We start from the raw sequence: 25,283 nt of genomic DNA on the forward strand, positions 1-25,283 counted from the left end.
CCTCCCAGGAAGCACCGCGCGCGGCCGCCGATCGAGTGAGAGTGATTCGCAACTGTCGTCAGGCGTTGACGCGCCGCCGCCGCGCGGCATAGAGGCGAGGAATCGTTGCAGTCGAACGGCGCGCGCCGCGCCGCGATAAGGGAGTCGTTACCCATGACCTACGTCGTCACCGACGCTTGCATCCGTTGCAAATACATGGATTGCGTCGAGGTCTGTCCGGTCGACTGTTTCTATGAGGGCGAGAACATGCTCGTCATCAACCCGAACGAGTGCATCGACTGCGGCGTCTGCGAGCCCGAATGCCCGGCCGAGGCGATCCTGCCCGACACCGAAAACGGCCTCGAACAGTGGCTGGAGCTCAACGCCAAGTTCAGCGCCGACTGGCCGAACATCACGACCAAGAAGGAAAGCCCCGCCGACGCCGACGAATGGAAGGGCGTCGACGGCAAGTTCGACAAATTCTTCTCGCCCGAGCCCGGCGAAGGCGACTGATTCGCAATCGAAGCGAACGAAACGGGGCGGGCCATTCCCGCCCCCTTTCTTTTGGGAATCATGTCGATTGCAGAAATTCGTTCGTCTTGGGCCGCGTGGACAAATTCAAGCTTCGCCAGAATGCCTGATTTGGGGTGGTAAGCAGACATCTGAAATCATTCACGGGATCTCAGGTATCTAACCGTGTCAATGCAGCGGTCGGTCGGGGTGCGGGAGAAAAAATCTTCTCCGAATTTAGAAATCCATTCTGACTTACTATCGGGAAGTGCATTCAGAAGGTCGCGTATCTTCCCAAAAAAGTTCCGGTCGACCTCGCCCTCGATGATTTCCGATCCGGTGATGGTCGACGGAAAGTTCGCCGTTGGCATGAAGGTCACAAGGCCGCCAAATTTGAACCGCTTTGATGGCGGACGCAGACGCTCGAGATCTTCCTCGAAAACCACAATCAGGTCACCTTCGACTCTGCGTTTCTGCGTGCTTGCTCCGAGCATTCTGCTCGACCGGGGAGAAAACATCTTCAACGTTTCGCCGCGCTCGAAGACGAGGCAGTCAAAATGCTCGAACGAGACCACCTCTAATCCGCTCTGAATTGCGAGCTGGGCGGCAAGCTTCCGCTGCATCACTCTTTTCCTCTATGCTGCCGACTTAGCCTTATGAGGCGCAGAGCGAATGTCCACAGCCGGTCGCTTTCAGACAGAGGAATTTGTCCACGCGGCCTAGGTTGGAGCACGCCGCTCTCCCGCTTTGTCATGCTGAACTCGGTTCAGCATCGATGGCCCCGCCTCATCCTTCTGCACGGAGCCTCCATGCAAGGGCAGACCATGGGCCCTGAAACAAGTTGGCAATGATCCCTTTTCGACAGGTAACCGTTCCCCGGCGAAAGCCGGGGACCATGCGAGGCAGCGCTGTGCCATCTGGACCCCGGCTTTCGCCGGGGAACAGGGACGGACAGGATGGGTGGCTCCCATTTGCTGGGCTTGGCAAGCCAGGCAAACCTTTGTCCTACAAAGCTCTGCCGTGCCGGTCTCCGGCCGGGTTCGCGAATCGGCGGTTGCCGATCTTGTCCGGCGCGCGCAGCCGGCTTAAAGCCGCAAAGGACACAAATTCGACGCACGCATGCGGGGCTTTTGTGGCTTTGAGGACCGAGTGCGCCAAAAAGAGAGCCCCGACATTGCCCTCTTGAAACCCTTCGCCTTGCCGCCGATGTAGGGACGCGGAGGGGCCAGCCCGCCGGTCCTCGGCGCGGCATCCCGGAAACATAGGATAGATTCGCATGATCGACCCGCTCGCCGCCCTTGTTCCCGTCGTCGTCGAACAGACGAGCCGCGGCGAACGCAGCTTCGACATCTTCTCCCGCCTGCTGCGCGAACGGATCGTCTTCGTCACCGGCGAGGTCGAGGACAATATGGCCTCGCTGATCGTCGCCCAGTTGCTGTTCCTCGAATCGGAAAATCCGAAGAAGGACATCTTCATGTACATCAACTCGCCCGGCGGAGTCGTCACGGCGGGCATGGCGATCCACGACACGATGCAATATATCCGCCCGCGCGTCGGCACCGTGTGCATCGGCCAGGCGGCGTCGATGGGCAGCTTCCTGCTCGCCGCGGGTGAACCGGGCATGCGCGTCGCGCTGTCGAACGCGCGCATCATGGTCCACCAGCCGTCAGGCGGCGCGCGCGGCATGGCATCGGACATCGAGATTCAGGCCAAGGAAATCCTGCGCATCCGCAAGCGGATGAACGACCTCTACTCGCAATATACTGGCAAGCCGCTCAAGGACATCGAGAAGGCGATGGACCGCGACACCTTCCTCGAGGCCGAGGAAGCGAAGGCGTTCGGGCTCGTCGACCATGTCTACGACCGCCGCCCGACGATGCCCGGCGACGAGGCGGCGAAGGATGTGAGCGAAGGGCCGACGCCCTGATCCGGAGCCTGATCCATCCCTTCGCCACCCCGGACTCGATCCGGCACGACGAAGAGAGTGACATTCCGGTAACCGCATTTCTTGACGCCCGCTTGGCGCCGGGGCGCTAGGCGGAACATTGAACCCGCGTCACCCAATTGCCATATTGTAATTGGGTGGCCGCGGGCTAGGATAAGGACGGCAGCGCGCCTTTTGCGCCCGCCAGAGGAAGTTTTATGACCAAATTGAGCGGCTCGGACAGCAAGAGCACTCTCTACTGCTCCTTCTGCGGCAAGTCGCAGCATGAAGTCCGCAAGCTGATCGCCGGCCCCACGGTGTTCATCTGCGACGAATGCGTCGAACTGTGCAACGACATCATCCGCGAGGAGATCAAGGGCGGAGTCGCCGCGCGCAAGGACGGCGCGGTGCCGACGCCGCTGGAGATTTGCCAGCATCTCGACAATTATGTCATCGGCCAGAACACGGCCAAGCGCGTGCTGTCGGTCGCGGTGCACAACCATTACAAGCGCCTCGCGAACAGCGGCCGCGGCGACGATGTCGAACTGGCGAAGTCGAACATCCTGCTCGTCGGCCCGACCGGCAGCGGCAAGACGCTGCTCGCGCAGACGCTCGCGCGCTTCCTCGACGTGCCCTTCACCATGGCCGACGCGACGACGCTGACCGAGGCGGGCTATGTCGGCGAGGATGTCGAGAACATCATCCTGAAGCTGCTCCAGGCGTCGGACTACAACGTCGAAAAGGCGCAGCGCGGCATCGTCTATATCGACGAGATCGACAAGATCAGCCGCAAGGCCGAAAATCCGTCGATCACCCGCGACGTGTCGGGCGAGGGCGTGCAGCAGGCGCTGCTCAAGCTGATGGAAGGCACGACCGCGAGCGTTCCGCCGCAGGGCGGCCGCAAGCATCCGCAGCAGGAATTCCTGCAGGTCGACACGACCAACATCCTGTTCATCGCGGGCGGCGCCTTCGCCGGCCTCGAAAAGATCATCGGCGACCGCCTGCAGGGCAAGTCGATCGGTTTCGGCGCGCATGTCGCGGGGCCCGACGAACGCCGCGCGGGCGAGGTGCTCAAGCAGATCGAGCCGGCCGACCTCCTCAAGTTCGGCCTGATCCCCGAATTCGTCGGCCGCCTGCCGGTCATCGCGACGCTCGAGGACCTCGACGTCGATGCGCTGGTCAAGATTCTCGGCGAGCCCAAGAACGCGCTGGTCAAGCAGTACAAGAAGCTGTTCGACCTGGAGGAGGTCGGCCTGACCTTCACCGACGACGCGCTCGTCGCGATCGCGAAGAAGGCGATCGAGCGCAAGACGGGCGCACGCGGGCTGCGCTCGATCGTCGAGGCGATCCTGCTCGACACGATGTTCGACCTGCCCGATCTGACCGACGTGGTCGAGATCGTCGTCGACAAGGATGTCGTCGAGGGCCGCAAGCAGCCGGTCCGCGTCTACGCCGACAAGGCGAAGGAAGCCGGCGACGCCGCCTGAGTCGCGGCGACCAACTGGTTGCACCGCGAAACCATGTTGCATTGCAGCAACAGTTGCCGGAAAAAATGCCGCCGCGCCTGATCGCCGATCGGGCGCGGTGACGGAAAACCGGCCTTTTCCCTGACCGCTTCCGACAGTTCGCCGCTGTCCGCTTGCGCTGTCACATTCGCTGTCACAATCGTGCCACATGCGGGCTTCAGGGGCGCTCGCAGGTTCGGCGCGCCCCATATTGCGCGCCTGCCGCAGCTACCAACTAGGGGACGTCCTGACATGAAACTTCGCTATTCGATCGCCGCAAGCCTGATGGCCATCAGCGCGGCCACCGTAATCGCGGCACCCGCCCAGGCCCAGCAAACGACATCTGCGGTCCGCGGCACCGTGGTGTCGGCTACGGGCCCGGTTGCCGGCGCCGATGTGACGGTGACGCACGTTCCGTCGGGGACGACACAGCGCACCACCACCGATGGCAGCGGCAATTTCTCCGCCAACGGCCTTCGCGTCGGCGGCCCCTTCACGGTCGAGATTTCGGCCGGCGGCTTCGAACCGGTCCAGGTCACCGACCTGTTCCTCGAGGCCGGACAGCCGTTCCGCCTGCCGATCGAAATGCAGGAAGAAGCGATCGTCGTCACGGCGTCCGCGCTGCGCGGAACTGTCGCGACCTCGAACGGCCCGGTCACGGCGCTCGACCGCACGGCGATCGAAGGTGCGGCATCGCTCAACCGCGATATCCGCGACCTCGCGCGTCGTGATCCGCTCGTCAGCCTCGACCTGACCAACAGCCGCGCGATCGAGGTTGCGGGCAACAATGGTCGTCTCAACCGTTTCTCGGTCGATGGTGTGCAGTTCAGCGACGACTTCGGTCTCAACAACGGCGGTCTGCCGACCGCGCGCGGCCCCGTCCCCTTCGACGCGATCGAGCAGTTCTCGGTCAAGGTTGCCCCTTACGACATCGCCGAGGGCGATTTCCAGGGCGGCGCCGTCAACGTCGTGCTGCGGTCCGGCGGCAATCGGTTCCATGGCGGAGCCTTCTTCTCCTACACCGACGACAACCTCACCGGCAGCCGCAGCCGCGGCAACAACGTCACGCTCGATTTCGACAGCAAGCAATATGGCGGTTATCTGAGCGGGCCGATCATCAAGGACAAGCTGTTCTTCATGCTTGCCTATGAACGGACCAAGGAAAGCGACCCGTTCGACGATGGTTTCGGGCCCGGCTTTGCCAATCAGATTCCCGGCCTGACGCAGGCGGTTGTCGACCTGGTCAGCCAGACGGCGCAGTCGCGTTACGGCTATGACACGCTGGGATTGTCGCCCAACGCGGTCGAATCGGACGAAAAGCTGATCGGCAAGCTCGACTGGAACATCAATGACAAGCACCGCGCCTCGCTGACCTATATCCGCAATGTCGGAACCCAGCAGTCGCAGCAGAACACCTTTACCAATCCGCCCTATTCGCTGGGCTTCCAGTCGAACGGCTATGAACTGGGCGAAGAAGTCAACACCGGCATCTTCGAACTGAACTCGAACTGGTCGAGCCGGTTCTCGACCCAGGTGCGCGTTTCCTACCGGGACTACAACCGGTCGCAGACGCCGTTCGGCAGTCGTGATTTCCCGCAGTTCGACGTCTGCACCGACGCCGTTTCGGGCGGATCGTCGTCGACGAGCTGCACCGGCACCAGCTTGGTGTTCGGACCCGATATCAGCCGTCATTCCAATGCGCTGAACACCGAAAATCTGTCGGTCGACTTCACCGCTCGGCTCGATGCGGGCGATCATGCGCTCCGTTTCCTCGCAGGCTATACCGACGTCACGGTATTCAACCTGTTCCTTCAGCGTTCGCTCGGTCATTTCTATTTCGACAGCATCGCCGACTTCCTGGCCGGCAATGTGTCGCGGCTGCGCTACGGCAACGCGGTTCCCAGCCTCGATCCGGACGACGCAGCGGCCCAGTTCGGCACGCAGAACTACACGATCGGCCTGCAGGACGACTGGCAGATCACGCCCGATCTGACGCTGTCGGCAGGTGTGCGCTATGATCTGTTCGGCAATGATGCGCGTCCGCCACTCAATCCGAACTTCCTCGCCCGCTACGGATATCACAATCGCGAGACGTTCAACGGGCGCAGCGTCGTGCAGCCGCGTGTCGGCTTCAACTGGAAACCGTCGGACCGCCTGATCGTTCGCGGCGGCGTCGGCATTTTTGCCGGCGGCACCCCCGACGTTTATCTCTCCAACGTTTTCTCCAATACCGGACAGTTGACCAACTCGATCGACATCCGACCTTCCAATTGCGCGACATCGGCCACGTGCGACGCCCTGACGGGCATCACCAGCGGCGCGATCACGCAAAGCGTGAAGGACTATCTCGCCACCAACATCGGATCGCTGGCCGCCGCGCCGACCGACAATATCGATCCGAATCTGAAGCTGGCCCGAAAGCTCAAGACCTCACTGCAGGTCGATTATGAAGCCGACCTCGGCACGCTGGGCGATGGCTGGCTGTTCGGCGCCCAGTTCCTGTACGACAAGAACATCTACGGCTATCAGTGGACCGACCTGCGTTCGGTTCCGACCGGAGCGGTTCTGCCCGACGGGCGCCCGGCCTATGGTCCCTTTGGCGGCAGCGCGACGACGAACCGCGACCTGCAACTGACCAACAGCAAGAAGGGGCGCGGTTATTTCGCCACGGCCCGCTTTGCCAAGAGCTGGGATTTCGGCCTGTCGATCGACGGCAGCTATACCTATTCGAACGTCAAGGATGTCGCGGCGATGACCTCGTCGACCTCGTCGTCGAACTATGGCAACAACATCTTCGTCGACCCGAACTTCGCCGCTTATGGCCGATCGCTCTACGAGTTCCGTAACCAGTGGAAATTCGGCTTCGACTTCAAGCGCGAATTCTTCGGCGACAATGAAACGCGCTTCAGCCTGTTCGGCGAATATCGCACGGGCCGTCCGTACAGCGTGACGATGCTCGACAACAGCGGCGGCCGCGGCGCGGTGTTCGGCACCGTCGGCAATCTGGGCAGCATGGCGCTGTATGTTCCCAACCTGAACGACAACAGCAAGGTCGACTTCGACACGCCGGCGAGCGAGGCGAATTTCAACGCGCTGGTTTCGGCATTGGGCCTTGAAAAATATCGGGGACGAATCGTGCCGAAGAACAGCCAGCGTTCGCCCGATTTCTTCAAGGTCGACCTGCATGTGAGCCAGGAAATCCCGGCCCTGGTCGGCAACGCCAAGTTCAAGCTGTTCGCCGATGTCGAAAATGTGCTGAACCTGATCGACAGCGACTGGGGCGCGCTGCGCCAGGTGGCCTTCCCCTATGCGGCGTCTCTGGTCGAGGTGAGCTGCATCACGGATGGCGCCAACGCCTGCGCCAAATATCTCTATAGCGAGGTGGAAGCGCCCAACACGACGCTGGTCACGCGCCAGTCGCTCTATGGCGTCCGCGTCGGCGTGAAGGTCAACTTCTGATCCTTCGCCTCGAACGGAGTAAGAATGCGGCGCGGGAGGGAACTCTCGCGCCGTTTTCTTTGCAGAATGGAAAATTTCGTCGGAAGACCGGTCAATCGGTCGCTATGCGGCGGGCGGTGTCGGCGACCAGCGCGATCATGTTGGGGACGCCCTGGGTGCGGTTCGACGAAAGCTGGCGCGTCAGGTCGAAGGGGGCGAGACGGCCCGCGATGTCCATCGCCGCGACCTCGGCGGCCGGCCGGTCTTGCACCGCGGCGAGGACGAGCGCTACGATCCCCTTGGTGATCGCCGCGTTGCTGTCTGCGAGGAAATGCAGCCGTCCGTCATCGCGCGGCACCGGATAGACCCAGACGCTCGCGCTGCACCCGCGCACCAGCGTCGCATCGGTCTTGAGTGCATCGGGCATCGCCTCGAGGGTACGGCCGAGGTCGATCAGCAGGCGATAGCGGTCGTCGCTGTCGAGGAAATCATATTCTTCGAAAATGTCGTCAAGGCTGCGCATGGTGCGCCAGTGACAGATTCGGGGTGCGGATGGAAGGGCCCCGCCCCCTTTTGCCGCCCCCGCCTGCGCGGGGACGACCTTTCCTTTTACAGGTCGACCCCCGCGGCGATCGCCTCGAGCTTGCGCAGCCGTTCCTTAAGGTCGGCGATCTCGATCCGCGAGCCGGCGTGCGGCACGGCGGGATCGTGCGCCGCCGACCGGCCGGCGGCAAGCTCCTCGCGCTTGAGTTCGATCCAGTCGCGCCAGCCGCGCAGCGCCGCGAGACTGACGATGCCGAGCGCGGTCAGGGCAACGGCCGCGGTCACGAGGTTGGCGGCGAGATCGGAAGCAATGGTGGCCATGGTTCGGCTCCTTCTCTTCGTCCCGTTCAGGGATGCGAACGGTCGCGCAGCTTCTCGATCTCCTCGTCGAGGCTGGCGGCGCGGTTGGTGTCGGTGGCGATGCGTTCGAGGACCTGGATCCGCTCCTTGAGCTGGCGGATCTCGGCCTGGAGCGCCCTGGTTTCGGCATCGTTGCCGGCAGCGATATATTCGGATCCATGGGAATCACGGCGCACGCCATATTTCGCGCGGAGGATGCTGCCGATGGTCACGATCAGAACGATGCCGATCACCATTTCAAAGGGGTTCATGGGGGAGATTCCTTTCGCCTGTCGGTCCGGTTGTCAGTCCGGTCGTCAATTCAGGGGCGCATCGCGCAGCTTGTCGATTTCCTGGGCGACATCGATGCCCCGGTCGGTGACGATCCGTTCGAGGACGCGCACCCGCGCCTCCAGCCGTTCGGTCTGCGCGGCATATTGCGCCGCCTTTTCGGCCGTCATCTCCGACTGTTTCTCGATCATCTTCTGCTGGTGCTTGGTCCAGATGAACAGACCACCGACGATGAACGGCGCGAGCGGGATCAGCGCATAGACCATATCTTCCATGTCCGCCTCCTCAGTTCGCCGGGCGCCGCAGCGCCTCGATCTCGTGGCTCAGCCGGTGGCCTTCGTCGGTGACGATCCGCTCGACCACTGCGAGCCGGTCCTTGAGCGAGCCGAGCTCGGCGCGGAGCTGGGCGTTTTCCTGGCTCAGCAGCTTGATGCGCTCCATCGCCTCGTCGCCGGTCTTGGGATAGACCGCCTGTCCCCAGGCGCCGTCGAGCGGATAGCCGTTCTTGATCCGCATCCAGGTGGTGACGACCCAGCCGGCGATACCTGCGACGCCGATGATCGCGAGGATCGGGCCGATGGCGTTGATGATACCGAGTTTGTCCATAATTCCTCTCCTCAGCGCAGCCGGTCGATCTGCTCGGCGAGCTGCGCCGCGCGGCCGTTCGCGTCGGTGGCGATGCGTTCGAGCACCGACACCCGTTCCTCCAGCCGCGTGATCTGGGCCGAAAGCTTGGCATTGTCGTCCGTCAGCAGCGCGATTTTTCGATCAGCGTGGGGGTCGGTTCGATGAACCGTGCCGCCCCATTCATTCTCGATCGGATAGCCGTGCCTCGCACGCACCCAGGTGGTGAACATCCATCCGGCGATCGAAAGGCCGATGATCGCGATGACGAAGGCGGGTCCGCCCCAGCTCATGGTCTGTCTCCCTGTTGCCCGGTCCCGCTCAGCGCAGTGCGTCGATCTCGTCGGCGAGGCGGCGGTTGTGACTGGTATAATATTGTTCGATGTCGGCGAGGCGGCGGTCGATGTCGCGGAAGCGCGAGCGGATGTCGCGCGTCGAGGCGCTGGGGTTCGAGCGCACGCCCTGCCAGAATTTCGCTTCCTCCGCCGAGCCATAGAGCGCGAGCGGCTTGGGCGTTCCCATCCAGGCGACCAGCCAGTAGGCGATCAGCGTCCAGGGGAAGCCGCCCATCAGCGTCAGCAGCACCGCGCCGACGCGGACCCAGAGAACGTCGATTCCGATATAGTCCGCAATCCCCGCACACACGCCGCTCCACTTGGCATGCTGTTTATCGAGATAGAATTTGGTGCGGCTGGCAGACATCTCAGTTCCTCCTGCTCATGTTTTCAAGCTGCGCCAGATCCTCGTCGCTGCGAACCGCGGGGCGGAAGTCGGGATGGTCGGCGCTGATGATCCGTTCGACGGTATGCAGACGATTCTCGAGCCGGCGCGCGGTATCGTACAGTTCGTCGAGCAGCTGCTCATCCTCTCCGGTCAGCGTCTTGGCCTGTTTCCACCGCGTGATGTAGTGGAGGATCAGCCAGGGCAGACCGAGGAAGAGGGTGCCGATGACGATCGGGACGATGATGATCTCTTCCATCGGTCCGGCTCCTTACTGCTTGCCCTGCGCCGCCTTGAGCGCGGCCAGTTCGTCGGCGACCTTGTCGGCGGCCTGCAGTTCGGCGATCTCTTCGTCGAGCGACTTCTTGTAGCCGAGACCCAGCGCCTCGGCGCGGCCTTCGGCCTCGTCGACGCGGCGTTCGAGGATCTCGAAGCGCGAGAAGGCGTCCTGGACGCGATCGCCATTGGTCATCTCGCGCAGGCGATAGCGGTTCTCCGCGCTTTCGAGGCGGTTGACGACGCTCGACTGGCGGGCCCGCGCCTCGCCCAGCTTCTTCTGGAGCTTGGCGATATCGGCTTCATAGCCCTTGAGCGCATCGTCGAGCACCGCGATCTCGCCCTTCAGCCGTTCGGCCATGTCGCCGGCCTTCTGCTTTTCGACGAGCGCGGCGGTGGCGAGGTCCTCGCGGTCCTTCGACAGCGCAAGTTCAGCCTTTTCCTTCCAGCTGTCCTGGAGGCTCTCGAGCTTGGCGATATGGCGGCGCATTTCCTTCTGGTCCGCGATGGTGCGGGCCGCAGAGGCGCGAACCTCGACCAGCGTCTCGTTCATCTCGAAGATGATCTGGCGGATCATCTTTTCGGGATCCTCCGCCCGGTCGAGCAGATCGGTGACGTTGGCGGCGATGATGTCGCGGGTCCGTGAGAAAATACCCATTTTACTACACTCCTGTCGAAACACGTCCGAGCCCTTGGCAGGGCCCTTTTTGAATGCTGGTGCCGGGGCGGGGCAAGGGGGGAGAGAGCCCCGGCACCAGAGCCGGTCAGGCCATGCGGCCGACCGTCGGGGTCGATGCAGCCGCCGCCAGCATCGCGGTCGGGGTTCCGGCGGCGCTGGCGGCGATCCGAGGCTGGTCGAGCACGCCGACGAGAATGGCCAGCGCACCGACCGCGCTGAACGCGAAGGTAGCGGCCTGGGCAAGGGTCGTCTTCATGGATCGAACTTCCTCATTCTGCTGCTCCGGCACGACATGCGCCGGTTCGCCTTATTCTATGCAGAGGGCGTGCCAATTGCCCAAAAGCACTGGAAAAGCGCGCAACTTCACACCGAAATCTCCGTACAAGCCGATTCTTCTTGCCATTCAGCGGGAAATTTTGCCAATAGTTGGGAATGGAGCGCGAAACGCAGTTCATCGGGCAATCGGCGGCCTTTCAGGATGCGGTCGACCGCGCGAGCCAGGCGGCGCTACTCGACCGCCCGGTGCTAGTGATCGGCGAGCGCGGCACCGGCAAGGAACTGATCGCCGAACGCCTGCACCGCCTGTCGGCACGCTGGGACAAGCCCTATGTGATTCTGAACTGCGCCGCGATGCCCGAGACGCTGATCGAGGCCGAACTGTTCGGACACGAGGCGGGCGCGTTCACCGGCGCAACACGCAGCCGCGCGGGCCGTTTCGAGGAAGCCGACGGCGGCACATTATTCCTCGACGAACTGGCGACGATGTCGATGGCGGCGCAGGAGCGGTTGCTGCGCGCGGTCGAATATGGCGAGATCACGCGCGTCGGCGCGTCACGCCCGGTGCGCGTCGACGTCCGCATCGTCGCGGCGACCAACGAGCATCTGCCCGCGCTGGTCGAGGATAACCGCTTTCGCGCCGACCTGCTCGACCGGTTGTCGTTCGAGGTCATCACCCTGCCCCCGCTGCGCGCGCGCGAGGGCGATATCGAGGTGCTCGCGACCTATTTCGGGCAGCGCATGGCGGCGGTGCTCGGCTGGGAGGAATGGCCAGGCTTCGGCCCGCGCGCGCTCGCGGCGATGGAAGGGCACGACTGGCCGGGCAACGTCCGCGAACTGCGCAACGTCATCGAGCGCGCCATCTATCGCTGGGCCGACGCGACTCGTCCGGTCGACGTGCTGAGCTTCGACCCCTTCGCGAGCCCGTGGCAACCCGCAGCGCAGCGCAAATCCGCCACGTCGCCCGCCTCCGCGCCTTCGGCCACGTCCAGCGAAGCCGCGCCGGCCGCGCCACCTTCGGGGCCGGTCAGCGACCTGCGCGCCGCGGTCGACGGCTATGAAAGGCAGATCCTCGCCGACACGATGGCGCGCTGCCGCTATAATCAGAAGGTCGCGGCCGAGGCGCTGGGGCTCAGCTACGACCAGATTCGCCATGCGCTGAAGAAGCATGGGCTGAATCAATAACCTCGCCTATTCCTTCGTCATGTCGAATATGTTTCGGCATCCATGGTTCTTACGATGGGCCCTGAAACGGCTTGGCCTGTAAGCTCTTCAGCTCGCTCCCCGGCGAAAGCCGGGTCCAGATGGCGTCGTGCTGCCCCGCATGGACCCCGGCTTTCGCCGGGGAACAGCTACGCGTCGGAACGGGAATAATTGCCAAGCAAGTCCGGGGTGACGATTTCCGGCCGGGTCGGCCCCCTATTGCGGCAATTGCCGCTCCAGCGCCTCGACCACCGCATTCTGCGTCGCCGCCATGTCGGCGAGGCGGTCGCGCAGCGCATAGATATCGGGCAGACCGTCGATGTCCTCTGCGACGCTGCGGTCGAGATAGAGCCGGTCGATGTCGGCGAGCGCGCCGGTGAGCGGCGCGCGGGTCGCCTGGAGGCGCGAGATCGCCTGCTGTGCGACGACCCAGCGCTCGCTGGCGACCGCGGCGCCCGAAGCGGCCGAGACGAGCGTCGCGGCGGTGCCGCGTTCGGCGGCGAAGGCCCTCTGCGCGGCGACGGCATCGGCATCCCATCGCGCGAGGCGGCCAGCGAGGTCGGCGGGCAACGGCCCCGGCGGGTCGACGACGACTACGGGTGGCGCGACGTCGAATCGTCCCTCAACCGGCCGCTTGGCCAGCGACGGCGCCCCGTCCCCGCCCGCGGCGGCGCAGGCCGAAAGCGACAGGGCGGCGGCGATCGCCAGTGGACGGGAAAGCGGGATGCGCGTCATCGCCGCCCCTGATATGGGGGCCGGCGCGGGGCGGCAAGCCGAATCGGAATGCGCGCCCATCGGGATTCCGCGAACGGCGGCGAAATCACCGAAAAGCCCGGAAACATGCGGTTGACAGAAAGCCCCGGTCCCGCTAGTGGCGCGGTCTTTCCCGCATGCCGGAAAGTTCGCCTGCTTCGGCGGGCGGTCGGCAGCGCGGGCGATTTAGTTTTTGATTGGATGGAAGACCATGTTCGCAATCGTGCGCACGGGCGGCAAACAATATCGCGTCGCCGCTGGAGACAAGATCGCCGTCGAGAAGATCGAGGGCGCGGCTGGTGACACCGTGTCGCTGGGCGACATCCTGCTGGCCGGCGACGGCGGCGAGGTGAAGGACGCCAAGGGACTGACCGTCTCTGCCGAGATCATCGCCCAGACGCGCGGCGAGAAGGTCATCGTCTTCAAGAAGCGCCGCCGGCACAATTACCGCCGCCGCAACGGCCACCGCCAGTCGCTGACGCTGCTGCGTATCCTGTCGGTCGGCGAAGCCAAGAAGGCCGCCCCGAAGAAGGAAGCAGCGCCGAAGGAAGACGCCGCCCCGGCCGCCGAAGCCAAGGCTGCGCCCGCTGAGAAAAAAGCTGCAGCGCCGAAGAAGGCCGCCGCGCCCAAGGCCGAAGCCGCCGAGAAGAAGCCCGCCGCCAAGAAAGCGGCCCCCAAGAAGGACGCCTGAGCGCGCTCGTCCGCGGCTTGGCAGAAGTAAGGAGCATCAGTCATGGCACATAAGAAGGCAGGCGGTTCGTCGCGCAACGGCCGCGACTCGCAATCCAAGCGCCTTGGCGTGAAGAAGTTCGGCGGTCAGGAAGTGATCGGCGGCAACATCATCGTGCGCCAGCGCGGCACCAAGGTCTATCCGGGCGTCAACGTCGGCATCGGCAAGGACCACACGCTGTTCGCGACCGCGGACGGCCGCGTCCGATTCCACGACGGCAAGCTCGGCCGCAAATATGTGTCGGTCGACTGTATGGCGGACGCCGCCGAATAAGGGACGATCCTGCCGCGGTCGTCCACCAAGGGACGACCCGGGACCGCCCTTTTCCGCCCGACGCGGAAAACCAGGTTCGAAAAGAGGGAGACGGGTCGCCCCGGTCTCCCTTTTTTCTCGCCCTTATTCCGTCGCTTGACGGACGGGCGCGAAAATCGGGCCGATCATCTCCCTCGCACATCGACTGTCGCCAAAGCGTCACCATCTGGCGCCAAGGCGACAGCCAAATGGGAGTGATGAGAATGTTTGCGCGTACCGATAGACTGTTGCTGCGGCCCGGCTGGCTGGAAGATGCCCCGGCGCTCGCCCGTGCGATCGGCGACGAGGCGGTGGTGCGGGGCCTCGCCCGCGCGCCTTGGCCCTATGGCGAAGCGGAGGCGTCAGCCTTCCTCGACCAGCCGACCGCCCCCGACCAGCCGCGCTTCCTGATCTTCGCGCGCACCGGCCGCGCGCCGCGCCTCGTCGGCGGCTGCGGCATCGCGCCCGGCCCCGACGATGGGCTCGAACTCGGGTACTGGATCGCGCGGCCCTATTGGGGGCTTGGTTTCGCGACCGAGGCGGGGCGCCAGCTCGTCCGCATCGCCCATGCGATGAAGCTGCCCAAGCTGACCGCCGGCCATTTCGTCGACAACCCCGCGTCGGGCGCGGTGCTGCGCAAGCTGGGATTTCGGCCGACCGGTCGGGTCGTGCCGCGTCACAGCCTCGCGCGCGGGGGCGAAGCACCCTGCGCGCTGTTCGAGCAGGGCGACGGTGACGGCAGCGATGCCGTCACCCCCATGCGCTTCGACGAGGATTTCCGCGGCGAGCTGCGCCTGATGGCGGCCTGATCCGCCGCCCCCGCCTCAGGGCAGGAAGGGCGCCGTCACCGTGTCGGGCGCGCGGCCTTCGGGCCGCGATGCCTTGACCATGCGTGCGACCTCTTCGAGCAGGCGGGCATTTTCCATCACCACGCCGTCCTTGATCGTGTGGATGATGCCGGCGGTGCGGACCATCTGACCCGACGCATCGAGCGTGTTGGCGCCGAAACCGTAGAGGAAGGCCAGATTATAGGCCGGGTTGTGGTCGACGATCAGCAGGTCGGCGGCATAACCCGGACGCACCAGGCCCAGCTTCGCCTCGCGCAGCGCCTCCGCGCTGTTCAGCGTCGCGGCCTTCAGTACCTCGTAATTGTGCAGCCCCGCCTCGCGCAGCAGTTCGAGTTCGCGGACGTTGGAGAAGCCGGGGGTCGCCCAGATATAGCTGTCGTCGGTGCCATAGGCGACGCGGCCGCCTTCCTTGTTGAAGGCATAGATCAGCCGGCCCCACAGGTCGTAGGCCTTGCTCCACGCCGCCTCGTCCTCCGACGACCAGTCCCAGAAATAGCCGCCGTGCAGGTTGCGGTTGGGGAGGAACTTCTCCCACAGCAACTGGTGCGTATATTTCTCGTGCCACGGCAGCCCCTGCGCGCGCAGGATGTCGCGGTTGGCCTCGTAGACCACGCGCGTCGGCAGCATGGTCACGCCGGTTTCGGCGAGTTCCTTTGCCACCTCGGTCAGCAGGCGGGTGCGCGCGGGCTCGCGGTCGGCCTCGGTCCAGACCATGCCGGCGTGGCGAAAGCGGTGGCTCTCGTCATCGTAATTATAGTCGCGAGGGAAATCCTGCACCGTGCGGTCGAGCGCGGATTCGGCATAGCCATAATGATGCTCGATCATCGTGACTCCCAGCTTCGCGGCGGTCAGCGCGTCGACGACGGCGGTGGTCGCGGGCGGCAGATGGACCGAGGTGATCCCGCCTGCGGCATAGACGGCCTTGCACACCGCGCCGAAAAGCTCGCGGTTCCAGGCGATCGGCCCGACGCTGACGACATGCGCGCCCTTCGCGGCGATCTCGCGCGCGATGCGCGGCGCCTGCGACGGGTCCTCCTGCTCCTCGCGCGTGTAACCGGGCAGATTGCCCCACGTCCAATAGGGGTAGAGGCGCGGCGCGAGGATGCGGTTGGCGGCCGACAGGCGCTGCTGCTCGAGCGCGTGCGGCATGCCGCGGTCGGGCACCATCACTTCCGAGGTCACGCCGTGGGCGAGCTTCAGATAATGGTTGTAGGCCATCGGAAGCGGATCTTCGCGGATGTGCATGTGCAGATCGATCATGCCGGGCATGACGAACTTGCCTGTCGCGTCGATGACCCGGTCACCGGTAGGCCGGGCGCTCGCGCCGCGACGACCGAGCGTCACCGGGTCGAGCGCGATCATCTCCGCGATCCGGTTGCCCTCGATCACAATGTCGTAGGGACCGGCCGCCGGTCCGCCATGCCCCGGAATCACCATCGCATTGAGGATGACGAGGCGGCGATAGGGACCCGTTGCCAGATCGCCATGATCCTGCGCCGGCGCGACCGTCGCCGACGGAACGACCGCCGCGCTCACGGGAAGCGCTGCGCCCGATGCGAGCATCGCCACGCCCGCCGCCAAGCCCATCGCCTTCTTCATCATCCTGCGCATACCATCCTCCCTCGTCATCCCGTCGTTATTGTTCGAAAGCCCGGTTCGTCCGGGCCGCCCGTCATCCCCGACCGGCCGCCGCAAAGCGCGCGCCGCGATCGTCCGCCTGATCCGCCGCACCGTGCCCGAAGGCGGCGGGCTGCCAATCCTCGTCGTCGTCCTTCGCGCCCGACAGGCTCGGCAGCAGGAAGGCGGCGGCGAGCGCCGCCCGGTCGAGCCCGCCGCCAGCGGCCGGGAACTTCGCGCCGAACCCTTCGATTCCTTCGGCCGCGGCGAGGATGCGCGTCCGCAACCGCTCCCCGAGCGACTGGCGGACCGGCTGGCCGGCGAGGATCTTGATCCAGCTGTTCCAGCTGATGCCGATGCGGCACATGATGTCGGCCTGGCCGCCGGCGAGGGGGACGATGTCCTCGACCAGCATGGGATTGATGATGCACATGCGTTGCTTGTGCTGCTTCACCTCGATACTCCTTTTCCTGCGACCATCGGTAGGGCGGCCGCGCAGCCGGCGCGGCGTGGGCCGGGCGGCCCGAACCCGATCGAATGGCGACTCCTGCGTCCCGAACCGGTCACATCTCCAATATAGCGGCATAACGTCGAATTTACTTGGAATTTTTGGTGCATTATACGATGATCATCCGGATAATTCCGCATTATCCGGAGAATAATCGATGCTGAATGACGCCGACCGCCGCATTCTCAAGGTGATCCAAGCCGAAGGCCGAATCACCAACCAGGAACTGGCGAACCGGTGCGGCCTGTCGCCGTCGGCCTGTTTCGACCGGCTGAAGCGGCTGCGCGAACAGGGTTATATCCTGGGTTTCCATGCCCTGCTCAACCCGACCAAGCTCGACCACGCGCTGCTGGTCTTCATCGAGGTGCTGATGGACCGCACGACCGGCGATGTGTTTCAGGAGTTCGCGACGTCGGTGTCGGTGATGCCGGAAATTCTCGAATGCCACATGGTGGCGGGCGGCTTCGACTATCTGATCAAGGTGCGCGTGCGCGACATGGAGGCGTATCGCGCTTTCCTGGTCGACACGCTGGTCCATATGCCCGGCGTGCGCGAGACGCGCACCTATGCGGTGCTGGATGAGGTCAAGAATTCGGCCAGCCTGCCGCTGTGACCGCCGCGCCCCGGCGGACGGAGGACGGACGCCCGGCGCGCGCATCCGTCCCCTTCCCTATTGCCCGGCCAGGCGGCTCTTGCGCGCGCCATAGGCCAGATAGACGCCGGCGCCGATCAGGTTCCAGATCAGGAACCGGCCCTGCGTGACCGCCGGCAGGCTGATGAACAGATAGAGGCAGCCGAAGATCGCGACCAGCCCGACGACCCAGGGCATCGGCGCGCGGAACTGCCGCGGCAGATCGGGCCGGCGTACGCGCAGCACGATCAGGCACAGGCCGACGGCGACGAACGCGGCGAGCGTTCCCGCATTCGCCAGCTCGGCGATCTCCGCCAGCGGAAAGAAGCCCGCAATGCCCGACACGACGATCGCGGTTCCGATCGTCACCGCCACCGGCGTACCCTTCGCATTCACGCGGCCGAGCCGTTCGGGCAGCATCCGGTCGCGCGCCATGACGAAGAAGATGCGGCTCTGTCCGAACATGAAAGCCAGGATCACCGTCGGCAGCGCGACGTCGGCGACTGCGCCGATCAGCGTCGCGACACCCGGATGGCCGAGCTGGCGCAGCACATAGGCTAGCGGCTCACCCGAGCGCGAGAATTCCATGAACGGCATTGCGCCGATCGCCGCCGCGGCGACCGCCATATAGACCAGCGTGCAGACAACCATCGAGCCGATGATGCCGATGGTCAGGTCGCGCGCGGGATTCTTCGTCTCTTCCGCCGCGGTCGACACCGCGTCGAAGCCATAGAAGGCGAAGAAGATGATCGCGGCCGCCGCCATCACCCCGCGCACCTGCCCGTCGAATTCATGCGCGGCAAAGCCATAGGGCATGAAGGGCCGGAAATTGCCGGCGTCGAACGCCTTCATCGCCAGCACGACGAAAGCCGCGAGCGCCGCGATCTTGAGGACGACGAGCGCCATGTTGAGCGTGGCGCTTTCGCGCGTGCCGACCAGCAACAGCCCGGCCACCGCCGCGACGATCAGGATCGCCGGCAGGTTGATGATCCCGCCGGCATGCGGACCGGCGGCGAGCGCGAGCGGAACGTCGATCCCCGCCGCCAGGAGGAAGCCGACCGCATAGCCCGACCAGCCGACCGCGACCGCCGAGCAAACCACCGAATATTCGAGCACGAGGCTCCACCCGATGACCCAGGCGACGCCTTCGCCGATTACCGCGTAGCTGTAGGTATAGGCGCTGCCCGACACGGGCATCAGCGTCGCGAGTTCGGCATAGGCGAGCGCGGCGCAGACGCAGACCAGCCCGGCGACGACGAAGGCGATGATGACGGCGGGTCTCGCCCGCTCCGCGCCTACGCCGATCAGCGTATAGATGCCGGTGCCGACGATGGCGCCGACGCCGAGGCCGATCAGATGCGGCCAGCCGAGCGTGCGATGAAGCCGCTGGGTCTCGCCGACCGCTCCGATCGTATCGATCGCCTTTCGGCGGGTCAAAAAGGACATGAGGGTCCCTTTCGCGAAGCAAGGCGACAAAAATCTGATGGGGATGGAACCGCTCAAACGCGGCGCAGGATCATTTCATCCGCGTGTTGACGGTGGTCGTGCGGGGCTCCGACGAAAAATGTGTCTCGTACCAGTCGATAGAGCGCTGAAGGAAATCGGCGATATGCTGCGTTTCCCGCATGCCATGACCTTCGCGCGGATAGCGAAGCATCATAGCTTCTACGCCGACGTCGCGAAGGGCGATGAAGAACTGATCGTCCTCGGACGGATCGACGTCGAAATCACGGTCGCCATGCCCGAACATCACCGGCGTCTTCACATTCTGCACATATCGGATCGGCGAGCGTTCCCACAGCATGTCCATAATACCGTCGACATGCGGTTTTCCGCCATATTCCTGCTCAAGATAGTCGTGATAGGACGATGTGTAGTTGAAGCTGACGAGATTGGAGATTCCGGCCCACGGGATGGCGGCCTTGAAACGCGGAGTCTGCGTGATCAGCCAATTGGTCAATTGCCCGCCATAGCTGCCGCCTTCGATGCCCAGACGATCGGTGTCGATCCATGGATTTTGCGCCGACGCGGCATCCAGCCCGGCCAATATGTCCTTCGCCTCCCCGCCGTTCTGATCGCGCGTGATCGCATCGGAAAAGCCCTGGCCATATCCGGTCGAGCCACGATAATTGACCATCAGCGCGGCCCAGCCGCGCGCGGCATAGACTTGCGCCTTGTGGTTGAAGGTCGGTCCCTGCTGCCCGTGCGGCCCGCCGTGGATCATCACGATCAACGGGTATTTCTTCGCCGCCCAAGGATCGAGACCCACGGGCTTGGTCAGAAAGGCCTCGACTTCGCGGCCATCGAAACTCCGAAAAGTGAACGCCGAAACCTCTCCCACGGCCCGCTTGGCCAGGATATTCGCGTTGAGACTGGTGATCGCGACCGGCGGATCGGTCCGGTTCGGCTTCAGCGTATAGAGTTCGGCAAGATTGCCCGGCGTGGCCAGCGCGGCCACGATTGTGCCGTTCTTCTGCAGCGAAAAGCCGCCGACGTCGGCGCGCATCGTTGCGGGAGGACCGACACGCTCGACGCCGCCGCCTGCCGCCGGCAGGCGATAGAGACCGACATTGCCCCGGGCCTGAACCGTGAAATATATCCAGCGCCCATCGGGCGACCACGCCGCGCGGCTCTGGCGATTATCGATGACGGCGCCCAATTCACGCCGCTGTCCGGACGCCACGTCGATCGTCCAGACGTGCGTGTCCTCCATATTGGTTTCGGACGACGTCTTGTCGCGCTTCAGCCCCAGAAAGGCGATGGTCTTGCCATCGGGCGACCAGCGCGGCGCATATTCGGCGCTCTTCGTCTCCGTCACGCGCGTAATCGCCCCGGAATCGACGTCGACGACCGAAATGTCGTAGTTGAAGGTCATGTCGGGATCGGGTTCGTAATTCGACAGGAACGCCAGCTTCCTGCCGTCCGGCGACCAGTCGATCGAATGTTCGGACCGCAGCCCGTGCGTGATTTGCTTCACGTCCCGCGACGCGACATCGACGACGAAAAGATGCAGGCGCCGGTTGTCGACGAATCGCTTGGGATAGCCGTTCATCGGCCGATAGCCATAGCGCGTGATCACCATGGGATCGCCGTCCATCGACGGCTCCGGCCCATCGACGGCCGAAACGAACGCGATCCGCTTGCCGTCGGGCGACCATAGGAAATCATCGTCCGACCCCGGCAACAGTTCGTTGGTGCCCCTGAGTTCCGCGATCATCTGTGGGTTGGACCCATCGGCATTTGCGACGAGGATTCCGCTCTTGTCTCCGCTGCGGCCTCGATAGGCGATGCGCGTGCCGTCGGGCGACCAGCGCGCCGAACCGCCGCGCACGCCCTCGCCGCCGCCCCACGGCTTTGCCGTGCGCGCCGCGACGTCGCCGATCCAGATCAGCGACTGGGGCACGCCCAACGCGACGGGTTGCGACACCGAAAAGATCACGCGCGTGCCGTCCGGCGACAGCTGCGGATCGCTGGCCCGCCGCAATGCAAAGAGGTCGTTGATCTGGACGTTCGCCGTCTCTGACGACGCGGCGGGCGCGCTTGCCGAGGCGGCGATCGCCGGATTGGCAAGGATGGCGCCAGCCGACAGGCCGGGCGCAACCAGAGCGATCGCCAGAGCGAGAGTCGAACGCCGAGTGGTGAAATATGTCATCATTGTCCCCTTTGGAAAAGGCCCCCATTGCCGCGATGCCGTCGCCGGACAGGTCCCGGCGGGACAGGCACAGGCCGTGCCGGTCCCGCCGTGGCCGTCGTCAGAAGTTCATTTCCGCGCGGGCATAGAAGAAGCGGCCGCGCGAGCTGAACGTCAGATTGTCGAAGCCGTTATAATAATTCCCTTCCAGAAACGGCGGCATCCGGTCGGTGACATTCTCGACACCCAGCGACAATTTCATGCGCTCGTCGACCTCGGTCGTGAACATCAGGTCGTGCTGGAGATAGCTTCCCGCCCGCAGATACTGGCCGTTGACCAGAAGCGACGCCTGATTCTCCACACCGCCGACATAGCGCATGCCATAGGTCAGCGAGATGTTATTGAGCGTCCAGGTCGCGCGGCCCGATGCGCGCCATTTCGCCAGCGTGCCGATCGCCGTGGTATAGGTGCCCGCACGTTCGACAGGTGGCGTTCCCGGCGCGGGTGACTGGGTGTAGCTGTCGAGATAGGTGGCGTCGGCTCGGATGTTCAGGCTGCCCCACGACGCTTCGGGCGTGGTATATTCCGCGCCGATATCGATCCCGCGCACTTTCAGCTTCAACAGATTTTCGCGAAGCGAATAGATGTCGGTGATCGAATTATTGACGGGACTGCGCAAAACCGCGCCCAGATAGCCCGTGCCCTGGGCGTTTTGCAGGGCGATATAGGCCGGATCGGCAATGCCGATGATGTCCGACTTGTTGATCTTGTAGAAGTCGACCGTCAACGAAAAGCGGGGCAGGAAGCGCGGCGTGAACACGAAGCCCGCCGTGATGCTCTTCGCCGTTTCCGGGCGCAGATCGGGGTTGCCGCCGGTGATGATCGGCGTGCTGGTATTTACTTCCGCCTGCCTGCCGTTGCAGCCTGGGAAGCTGGCATAGGATGGGGAGGCGCAGGGATCGTTGACGGGCCGGGCCGAACGGCTTTGCGTGGTATTGGCTTCCGTGAAATTGGGCGCCCGGAACGCGCTGCTCCACGAACCGCGGATCAACAAATCCTCATAGGGACGCCACCGTACCGAAGCCTGCGGATTGGTCGTGTTGCCGAAGCCGTTGTAATGCGAAAAACGCACGGCCGCCTCGACATCCAGGCGATAGATGAACGGAATATCGCGCAGCAGCGGAATGCCGAGCTCGCCATAGACTTCGCTGACCTTGCGCGTCGGCGGCAGGAACGGCGGCGTGCGCGTCGTCTTGTCGGGCTGGTCGTCCTGGACTTGCGCGAAGGATTCGGCCCGATATTCGCCGCCGATCGATATATTCAGGTCGCCCGCGGGCAATTGCAGCAAGGTCCCGGAAATATTGCCGACGAAGGACGCCAGCTTCGAATCGATATCGGTGAAGCGATCAACCAGAACGAAGTCCAGCATTTCATCGGTCACGCTTCCCGTCGCGCCGAAGAGGTTCATCGGCACACAGCCGGGCGTCGCGCGGCAGATATCGGAATCGCCGATCGCGATGCGCAGACGCGCGCGCTGCACGCCGCGGCCGCCATAGCTGTAATAGTCCAGCTTCTGATAATTGCCGGAAAGCTCCCAGTTCCAGCTATTGCCGATCCGGCCCTGAAGGCCGCCGACAATGCGGTAGAGCTTCGACGAGACATCCTTCGAACGCGGGACGCCGGTCCGGGTCACTTCGAGCAGCGTCCTCGCCGCCGCGACGTCGCGGCCAAAGGGGTTATAGTCATTGTTGGCGCTGACGATATTCTGATCGCTGAAAATAAAATAGTCAGGCGCAAAGAAGCCAAGCGAATTCCGCTTGTTATAGGACGCCTCCACAAAGGCCGAGATGCTGTCGTTCAGGTCCTGATGACCGGAAAAATAGAGATTATACTGCGATATCTTCGACGCGCTGCTTTCATATTCGAAATAGTTGACGCCGTCATTCCCGGACGTGATCGGCGTCGCCGTTCCGGGGAAAATATAGTCGCGGAAGTCGGCGAGCGAGGTGGCCTGCGTGACGCCTTCGCGGATGATCAGCGCCCGGTTGGGGTCGGCGGGGTCCAATCCCCGGAACGCCGTCGAAAGCGGTGCGGAGTCGCGGAAATTGCGTCCGCCCTGCGCACGCCAGTCGGGATCGAGGCTGACGGGGCGGTCCGAGATCTTGTTGCCGCCCGAATGGCGATAGGCGGCGTTGAGCACGAAGCCGCCGGTCGACCATTTCCGGCCGAACAGCGCGCTGACTTCCTGCGTCGGCAAATCGCCGCGGCTGCTGATGCCCATGCCCGCGCGCACCCGTATCCCGTCATAGTCGCGCCGCATGATCATATTGACCACGCCCGCCACGGCGTCGGTGCCATAAATTGCCGAGGCGCCGTTCTGCAGGATTTCCACGCGCTCGACGGCGTCGAAGGACACACTGTTCAGATCGACCGTGCCGCCGGCATTGTTCGACAGCATGCGGCGGCCGTTCACCAGCACCAACGTGTTGACCGCGTCCAGCCCGCGCAAGGCGACCGTCGCGGAGCCGTCATTGCCACGGCCCGCCGACTCGCTCGTCGATGGGCTGGCGACCGGCAATTCGCGCAGAAGTTCGCCGACGCTCTGTGCGCCTGTTCGGTCGATCTCCGCCGCATCCATGATCGTGACGGGCGCCGCCGCCACCAGATCGGTCTGGCGCAGGCGAGACCCGGTCACAATGATTTCACCGCCCGTCGCCGCGCTCTGCGCGCTGTCGTTCTGCGTATCCTGTGCGGCCGTATCCTGTGCCATCGCCGGAGCGATTCCGGCGACGCCCATCGCCGAAACCATCAGTACGGCCCGTGTGAAACGGGCAACGCGACCAACGAAAATCTCACTGTCTCCCATGTTGCTAATCCCCTTTTTGCGAATTCCGACCGTGAATTCTTCAGTTATCGGATGCTATCATCGGGGTTTCCGAAGGTGCGTGGTATTTTCATCCGAAATCCGGATTTAATTCTCCGTTTTACGTGAAATTCGTCAATTCTTCGGGTCTGTTGGAAAATTTCCCGATAGATCATCATGATTCCGCCCTGACGGAGCGCCCCGCTCCGTCACCAATATGGGCAGACGGCCGATATCCGTGCCAAACCGGGGCGGAATCGCTCCTCTCGGCCGTCGTGAAGACGACTCGAGAGCGGGCCCGAGTTGCGAGTCCGCGGCGGCGACAAGGGCGCCGCGCCTTGCTAGGCTATCACCGGACGGTCGAATCGCGCCGAGCGGGGTCGAGCGGTTGCGCAGTCAGGGGAGAAACAGGGGCGTGGACATTCCGGACGATATTTTCACCGAGCCCGATCCGATCGACGCCGACACGCTGGCGCATCTGGGGCCGTTGCGGCGGCTGGCGGGCGTGTGGGAGGGGCATCGCGGGGTCGACCTCAACCCCAAGGCCGAGGGACCCGAGCGGAAATCCTATTACGAGCGTATCGAGATGCATCCGATCGACCCGCAGACCAACGGGCCGCAGCTCTTCTACGGCTTGCGCTATCATGTGCACATCAACACGCCCGACGAGGACATCGCCTTCCACGATCAGGTCGGCTATTGGCTGTGGGAGCCGGCGACCGGCCTCATCCTGCAGACCGTGGCGATCCCGCGCGGGCAGGTGGCGATCGCGGCGGGACACGCCACGCCGCAGGCGACGAAGCTGATCCTGACCGCGGAGCGCGGGCGGACCGACTATGGCATCTGTTCGACCACCTTCCTCGAACTCGCGTTCCGGACCGACAGCTATCGCATCGAGGTGAGCTTCCACCGCGACGGATCGTGGAGCTACATATCCGACACGAGCCTGATGGTGCGCGGACGCGACGTCGCGTTCCAGCACCGCGACCGGAACAGGCTGACCAAGATCGCCGAACCCGACCTCAACCCCTGGGCCAGGACCGTCAGGGACCGAAAGGCGGCCGCCACGCCGCAACGGGCGGACTGACGCACGGTGGCGGCGGT

The 25,283-nt window shown here is 64.2% G+C and carries 27 protein-coding genes; 10 read left to right on the top strand and 17 right to left on the bottom strand.

Annotated features, from left to right (window positions below):
* Positions 1–153 precede the first annotated feature (153 nt).
* Positions 154–492, top strand: coding sequence for a ferredoxin FdxA (fdxA, locus tag SGRAN_RS17970; protein ID WP_067106391.1), 339 nt, complete (start codon positions 154–156; stop codon positions 490–492).
* A gap of 155 nt (positions 493–647) precedes the next feature.
* Here the strand turns inward: fdxA and SGRAN_RS17975 are convergent, their stop codons facing one another.
* The gene (locus SGRAN_RS17975) at positions 648–1,112 is read right to left on the bottom strand and encodes a hypothetical protein (RefSeq protein ID WP_067185915.1); all 465 of its coding nucleotides are present in this window, start codon (positions 1,110–1,112) and stop codon (positions 648–650) included.
* A 653-nt stretch (positions 1,113–1,765) separates the two neighbouring features.
* Between SGRAN_RS17975 and SGRAN_RS17980 the strand changes: the two genes are divergently transcribed.
* The 3 genes from SGRAN_RS17980 to SGRAN_RS17990 all read left to right on the top strand — a co-directional run bounded on the left by SGRAN_RS17980 (position 1,766) and on the right by SGRAN_RS17990 (position 7,377).
* Positions 1,766–2,416 (top strand): ATP-dependent Clp protease proteolytic subunit, encoded by a 651-nt coding sequence (locus SGRAN_RS17980; RefSeq protein ID WP_067185917.1) that lies wholly within the window; start codon positions 1,766–1,768, stop codon positions 2,414–2,416.
* Between the two features lie 215 nt (positions 2,417–2,631).
* On the top strand, positions 2,632–3,900 hold the full coding sequence (gene clpX / locus SGRAN_RS17985) for an ATP-dependent Clp protease ATP-binding subunit ClpX (RefSeq protein WP_067106387.1): 1,269 nt from the start codon (positions 2,632–2,634) through the stop codon (positions 3,898–3,900).
* A gap of 270 nt (positions 3,901–4,170) precedes the next feature.
* Positions 4,171–7,377 (top strand): TonB-dependent receptor, encoded by a 3,207-nt coding sequence (locus SGRAN_RS17990; protein ID WP_067185919.1) that lies wholly within the window; start codon positions 4,171–4,173, stop codon positions 7,375–7,377.
* Positions 7,378–7,468: 91 nt separating this feature from the next.
* On the opposite strand, the gene SGRAN_RS17995 is transcribed toward SGRAN_RS17990, so the two are convergent.
* The 10 genes from SGRAN_RS17995 to SGRAN_RS22695 form a co-directional block, all read right to left on the bottom strand.
* Complete coding sequence (locus SGRAN_RS17995) at positions 7,469–7,879, bottom strand: SufE family protein (protein ID WP_067185921.1); 411 nt, start codon at positions 7,877–7,879, stop codon at positions 7,469–7,471.
* 86 nt (positions 7,880–7,965) lie between these two features.
* On the bottom strand, positions 7,966–8,220 hold the full coding sequence (locus SGRAN_RS18000) for a hypothetical protein (protein WP_210434169.1): 255 nt from the start codon (positions 8,218–8,220) through the stop codon (positions 7,966–7,968).
* A 26-nt stretch (positions 8,221–8,246) separates the two neighbouring features.
* The gene (locus SGRAN_RS18005; protein ID WP_067185923.1) at positions 8,247–8,510 is read right to left on the bottom strand and encodes a hypothetical protein; all 264 of its coding nucleotides are present in this window, start codon (positions 8,508–8,510) and stop codon (positions 8,247–8,249) included.
* A 45-nt stretch (positions 8,511–8,555) separates the two neighbouring features.
* Entirely contained in the window at positions 8,556–8,804 is a 249-nt protein-coding gene (locus SGRAN_RS18010) for a hypothetical protein (RefSeq protein ID WP_067185928.1), read from the bottom strand.
* A gap of 10 nt (positions 8,805–8,814) precedes the next feature.
* Positions 8,815–9,135, bottom strand: coding sequence for a hypothetical protein (locus SGRAN_RS18015; RefSeq protein ID WP_067106379.1), 321 nt, complete (start codon positions 9,133–9,135; stop codon positions 8,815–8,817).
* Positions 9,136–9,146: 11 nt separating this feature from the next.
* Complete coding sequence (locus SGRAN_RS18020) at positions 9,147–9,446, bottom strand: hypothetical protein (RefSeq protein ID WP_067185930.1); 300 nt, start codon at positions 9,444–9,446, stop codon at positions 9,147–9,149.
* 28 nt (positions 9,447–9,474) lie between these two features.
* Positions 9,475–9,855, bottom strand: coding sequence for an envelope stress response membrane protein PspC (gene pspC / locus SGRAN_RS18025; protein WP_067106375.1), 381 nt, complete (start codon positions 9,853–9,855; stop codon positions 9,475–9,477).
* A 1-nt stretch (position 9,856) separates the two neighbouring features.
* Positions 9,857–10,132 carry an envelope stress response membrane protein PspB gene (pspB, locus tag SGRAN_RS18030; protein ID WP_067185932.1) on the bottom strand — a complete coding sequence of 92 codons (276 nt, stop codon included), beginning with the start codon at positions 10,130–10,132 and terminating at the stop codon, positions 9,857–9,859.
* A gap of 12 nt (positions 10,133–10,144) precedes the next feature.
* Positions 10,145–10,807 carry a phage shock protein PspA gene (gene pspA / locus SGRAN_RS18035; RefSeq protein ID WP_067106372.1) on the bottom strand — a complete coding sequence of 221 codons (663 nt, stop codon included), beginning with the start codon at positions 10,805–10,807 and terminating at the stop codon, positions 10,145–10,147.
* Positions 10,808–10,913: 106 nt separating this feature from the next.
* A complete protein-coding gene (locus SGRAN_RS22695) occupies positions 10,914–11,084 on the bottom strand; it encodes a hypothetical protein (protein WP_156482980.1) in 171 nt (56 codons plus the stop codon).
* 176 nt (positions 11,085–11,260) lie between these two features.
* On the opposite strand from SGRAN_RS22695, the gene pspF reads away from it, so the two are divergent.
* Positions 11,261–12,289: a phage shock protein operon transcriptional activator gene (gene pspF / locus SGRAN_RS18040; RefSeq protein WP_067185934.1), complete on the top strand. Its 1,029-nt coding sequence runs from the start codon at positions 11,261–11,263 to the stop codon at positions 12,287–12,289.
* 234 nt (positions 12,290–12,523) lie between these two features.
* Here the strand turns inward: pspF and SGRAN_RS18045 are convergent, their stop codons facing one another.
* Complete coding sequence (locus tag SGRAN_RS18045) at positions 12,524–13,042, bottom strand: hypothetical protein (RefSeq protein WP_067185936.1); 519 nt, start codon at positions 13,040–13,042, stop codon at positions 12,524–12,526.
* Positions 13,043–13,271: 229 nt separating this feature from the next.
* On the opposite strand from SGRAN_RS18045, the gene rplU reads away from it, so the two are divergent.
* The 3 genes from rplU (at position 13,272) to SGRAN_RS18060 (ending at position 14,890) form a co-directional block, all read left to right on the top strand.
* A complete protein-coding gene (rplU, locus tag SGRAN_RS18050; protein ID WP_067185938.1) occupies positions 13,272–13,751 on the top strand; it encodes a 50S ribosomal protein L21 in 480 nt (159 codons plus the stop codon).
* Between the two features lie 42 nt (positions 13,752–13,793).
* Positions 13,794–14,063 carry a 50S ribosomal protein L27 gene (gene rpmA / locus SGRAN_RS18055; protein WP_067106365.1) on the top strand — a complete coding sequence of 90 codons (270 nt, stop codon included), beginning with the start codon at positions 13,794–13,796 and terminating at the stop codon, positions 14,061–14,063.
* Positions 14,064–14,305: 242 nt separating this feature from the next.
* The gene (locus SGRAN_RS18060) at positions 14,306–14,890 is read left to right on the top strand and encodes a GNAT family N-acetyltransferase (RefSeq protein ID WP_067185939.1); all 585 of its coding nucleotides are present in this window, start codon (positions 14,306–14,308) and stop codon (positions 14,888–14,890) included.
* Between the two features lie 15 nt (positions 14,891–14,905).
* Here SGRAN_RS18060 and SGRAN_RS18065 read toward each other — a convergent pair whose 3' ends face one another.
* On the bottom strand, positions 14,906–16,540 hold the full coding sequence (locus SGRAN_RS18065; RefSeq protein WP_210434170.1) for an amidohydrolase family protein: 1,635 nt from the start codon (positions 16,538–16,540) through the stop codon (positions 14,906–14,908).
* A gap of 61 nt (positions 16,541–16,601) precedes the next feature.
* Positions 16,602–17,000 (bottom strand): hypothetical protein, encoded by a 399-nt coding sequence (locus SGRAN_RS18070; protein WP_067185941.1) that lies wholly within the window; start codon positions 16,998–17,000, stop codon positions 16,602–16,604.
* Positions 17,001–17,211: 211 nt separating this feature from the next.
* Here SGRAN_RS18070 and SGRAN_RS18075 point away from each other — a divergent pair, with 211 nt between their 5' ends.
* Complete coding sequence (locus SGRAN_RS18075) at positions 17,212–17,667, top strand: Lrp/AsnC ligand binding domain-containing protein (protein ID WP_067185943.1); 456 nt, start codon at positions 17,212–17,214, stop codon at positions 17,665–17,667.
* Between the two features lie 57 nt (positions 17,668–17,724).
* Here SGRAN_RS18075 and SGRAN_RS18080 read toward each other — a convergent pair whose 3' ends face one another.
* The 3 genes from SGRAN_RS18080 to SGRAN_RS18090 all read right to left on the bottom strand — a co-directional run bounded on the left by SGRAN_RS18080 (position 17,725) and on the right by SGRAN_RS18090 (position 24,182).
* A complete protein-coding gene (locus SGRAN_RS18080; protein WP_067185945.1) occupies positions 17,725–19,131 on the bottom strand; it encodes an amino acid permease in 1,407 nt (468 codons plus the stop codon).
* Positions 19,132–19,201: 70 nt separating this feature from the next.
* Positions 19,202–21,337 (bottom strand): S9 family peptidase, encoded by a 2,136-nt coding sequence (locus SGRAN_RS18085; protein ID WP_172709672.1) that lies wholly within the window; start codon positions 21,335–21,337, stop codon positions 19,202–19,204.
* A 100-nt stretch (positions 21,338–21,437) separates the two neighbouring features.
* Entirely contained in the window at positions 21,438–24,182 is a 2,745-nt protein-coding gene (locus tag SGRAN_RS18090; RefSeq protein WP_082737343.1) for a TonB-dependent receptor plug domain-containing protein, read from the bottom strand.
* A gap of 412 nt (positions 24,183–24,594) precedes the next feature.
* Here SGRAN_RS18090 and SGRAN_RS18095 point away from each other — a divergent pair, with 412 nt between their 5' ends.
* Positions 24,595–25,266: an FABP family protein gene (locus tag SGRAN_RS18095; protein WP_067185950.1), complete on the top strand. Its 672-nt coding sequence runs from the start codon at positions 24,595–24,597 to the stop codon at positions 25,264–25,266.
* Positions 25,267–25,283 lie beyond the last annotated feature (17 nt).

The organism is Sphingopyxis granuli (assembly GCF_001559015.1).
GTDB lineage: Bacteria > Pseudomonadota > Alphaproteobacteria > Sphingomonadales > Sphingomonadaceae > Sphingopyxis > Sphingopyxis granuli.